Annotated in this window: 3 protein-coding genes; 1 reads left to right on the top strand and 2 read right to left on the bottom strand. The window is 53.5% G+C overall.

All coding sequences use genetic code 11. From position 1 onward, the window contains the following. Positions 1-1,047: toprim domain-containing protein (locus H8705_RS13525; RefSeq protein ID WP_262396306.1), on the bottom strand; the 1,047-nt coding region annotated here is incomplete at its 3' end. Between the two features lie 88 nt (positions 1,048-1,135). On the opposite strand from H8705_RS13525, the gene H8705_RS13530 reads away from it, so the two are divergent. Beyond that, the gene (locus H8705_RS13530) at positions 1,136-1,471 is read left to right on the top strand and encodes a hypothetical protein (RefSeq protein WP_087385906.1); all 336 of its coding nucleotides are present in this window, start codon (positions 1,136-1,138) and stop codon (positions 1,469-1,471) included. 66 nt (positions 1,472-1,537) lie between these two features. On the opposite strand, the gene H8705_RS13535 is transcribed toward H8705_RS13530, so the two are convergent. Further along, positions 1,538-2,797, bottom strand: a 1,260-nt coding sequence (locus H8705_RS13535; RefSeq protein WP_262396307.1) for a MobA/MobL family protein, incomplete at its 5' end; no start/stop codon positions are given.

The raw sequence follows: 2,797 nt of genomic DNA on the forward strand, positions 1-2,797 counted from the left end.
GGCAAAGGTGGTCTTGCCCTCGCCGGGGTTGCCTTGCACAATGGTTACTTTCCCGAAAGGGATATACGGCTCCCATAGCCATTCAACGGTCTGTGTGTCAACCTCGCTCATGCGGATAATCTCGACGGTTTCTTCCTGCGGCGGCTCTTTCAAGCCGTAAACCGCTTCCCGGATATACTTCCCGTCTGTGATTTCTGCCCGGTGCTGCAATACCTCGTTCCAGTCTTTGAACAGCGGCACAAGGCGGTGGACGGTTAAGCCCTCCGGCACAAGCTCCGCAAGGCGGCTGCAAGCGTCGTTTCCGGCTTGGTCGCTGTCAAGGCAGAGGTAAACGGTCTTGATATTCGGGCGGTCAGAGAGGAAACGCAACAGGGCTTTTTCTCCCACGCCGCCCAATGACAAATAGCTCTGCTTCTGCCATGCCTTTTTGAACAGGCAGAGGAAAGAGAGCAGGTCAACGGGGGCTTCAAAGACAAAAAGCCTTTCGCCCTCGCCCCGGTAGCAGAAATTAAAGGCTTTGTCGCTGCCTTTCACATCAAGCCGGAAGTTTCCCACCGTTCCCTTGCTGTGGGCGTAGCGCGGTATTCCGTCCTCGTCCCGCCCCACAAATACGGCGTTGTGGTGGGCTGCGTCCTCGTAAATATCGCCGCGGGCAAAGAAAAAGCCCGTCACATCTTCATCAATGCGGCGGGCTGCTGTGAGGTAGTTCCTCGCTGTTCGGTTGTCGCTGTTTGGGGGCGGTAGCCGGAAGTTGGATAGGGACGCGGGGCAAGGTCTGTCCGGCGGCGGTGCGGCTCCCTTTTCTCCTGTGAGAAGTTCTACGGCTTCGGTGAAGCTCCTGCCGAAAAACTCCATGACAAAATCAACGGGGCCGCCGCCCTTGCTCTGGCTGTGCCTGTACCACTTGTTTCCCCGGACGGTCAAGCTGTCGTGCCGTTTCCAGCGGTATTCATTCCCAGCGCGGGTAAGCTGCTCGCCCTGTGATTGCAGGAAAGAAACAAGGTCGGCTTGGTTCGCCCGGTCTATCTGGTCTTGGGTGTAATACATGGTTGATACCTCGCTTTCTGTGGTTGAATTGTTCATAGACTTTCGATAAAATAGAAATAACAATTTTAGTTTGTAGGGGGGCAGCAAAATGTCAAAGAGAAAAGTTGTAATAGTATCTGCTGCGCTTATCTCCGTTGTACTCATTTCACTTGTTTTCTACTTCACCCTTAGAACACCGATTATTGGTATCATAAAAGGGGCTGAAAATGAGATAATAGAAATTGATGGGATTACATACATTGTAGATGACTTGGCAGAAAATGGAGCAAATTCATATTCCTCTGCTGACCGAGGAAATTTCATCGGCGTGGTAAGTAACGGGGATATAACTATGCGCGTATATACTGTAAACGGTGATAGCAACGGAGATTTCATCTATGCTCTCTGGGATTGGGAAGGGAACTTTTATGTCCGTAAGGATTAAATCAGCTTCCCATTTATCGGGGAGTTCATAGGACGGGCAAGCCGGACAGCTTGCCCGTCCTTTTCTTTATCGCTCCTGTTCGTGCCGCTTGGCGCGGGTCAGCTCCGGCTGGTCGGCGCGGAGTGCAATATCCACGCACCTGCGGATTTTTTGAAGCTCGGCAACCTCGGCGCGGGTTTCTTTCAGCTTGGTATATTCCGCTGTCCTCTGTCCGCTGAGGGTGGCATACTCTTTTTCCCATTCAGAAATAGGCAAGGGGGGCTTTGTCCCTTTTGGCAGATTTGCATGGAGATAGCGGCTCGCTGCGTTCCATAGCGTAAGCTCGGCGCGGTGGGCTTCCTCGTACTTGTCGCGCTTATTCGTCCAGCCGTTTTTCAGCTTTTTCAGCTCGTCGTGAATGGGCTTGTACTCGGTGTAGTTCTTCCCGTATTCAATCAGCTTTTGCAGTTCTTTCATGCGCTTCTCGGCGGTTTTCATTCCCGCCCGGATAGCGTCGGCTTGGTCGCTGACAGAGGAAAGGGCAGCGTCCAGCTCCGCAAGGGTGGAAATGCCATGCTCGGAAAGATAGCTGACCGCCTTTGCAACGGTTTTCAGTTCATCGGCTGTGTGCTGCCTTTGCCAATACTGCGAATACTTCCGGCTCTTTTCCCTCTGAACGCTCATATACTTTATCAGCAGATTTGCAAGGCCGGGGGATTGCGGGGGCTGCTCCGGGGCGGTTTCCCGCGCCTTGAACAGTTCGCCAATCCATTCTTTGAGCTTTCCAATCTGCGCCCGGATTTCCCGGATAAGGCGGTTTGTCTTTTGGATATTCCGGTTCAGCTCGCCTTTCTCGGTGGCTATGCCTTTCTTCTCCATTTGACAGGCCGCTACGCCCATGTGGACGGTGGGCAGCTCGTCAATGCCGCGCTCGGCGTTGCTGCGGTGGTCGATACGCTCCGGGGTTCCGGCGCGTTCAAGGCAGGCGTTTGAAATATCCGCCCATGCCTTACGCCACAAAAGCGCGTTGCCCTTGTCGTTCCAGCCGGTAAGGTCAACTTTGTGTGTCTTGTATCTGCCGCTTGGTAAGCGTATGCGCTCGCCGTTTTCGTCAAGGTCATATTCCTTTTTGGACTTCGCCGCCCATGCGCCGCGCTCGTCAAGGGGGCGCATGGTAAGCATGATATGACAATGGGGGTTGCCGCTGTCGGTGTCGTGAATGGCAAAATCAACGCACATTCCTCTGGAAACAAATTGAGAGGAACAGTATTCCCGGACAAGCCGGATCTGTTCCTCTCTGGATAATTCTATGGGGAGTGCTGCGTCAATCTCTCTGGCAAGCTGGGC

The organism is Youxingia wuxianensis, from assembly GCF_014385085.1.
GTDB lineage: Bacteria > Bacillota > Clostridia > Oscillospirales > Ruminococcaceae > Youxingia > Youxingia wuxianensis.

What these genes read in the sequence shown, in the direction of transcription:
- H8705_RS13530 (WP_087385906.1), top strand. Translation starts at nt 1,136, where the DNA reads ATGTCAAAGAGAAAAGTTGTAATAGTATCTGCTGCGCTTATCTCCGTT.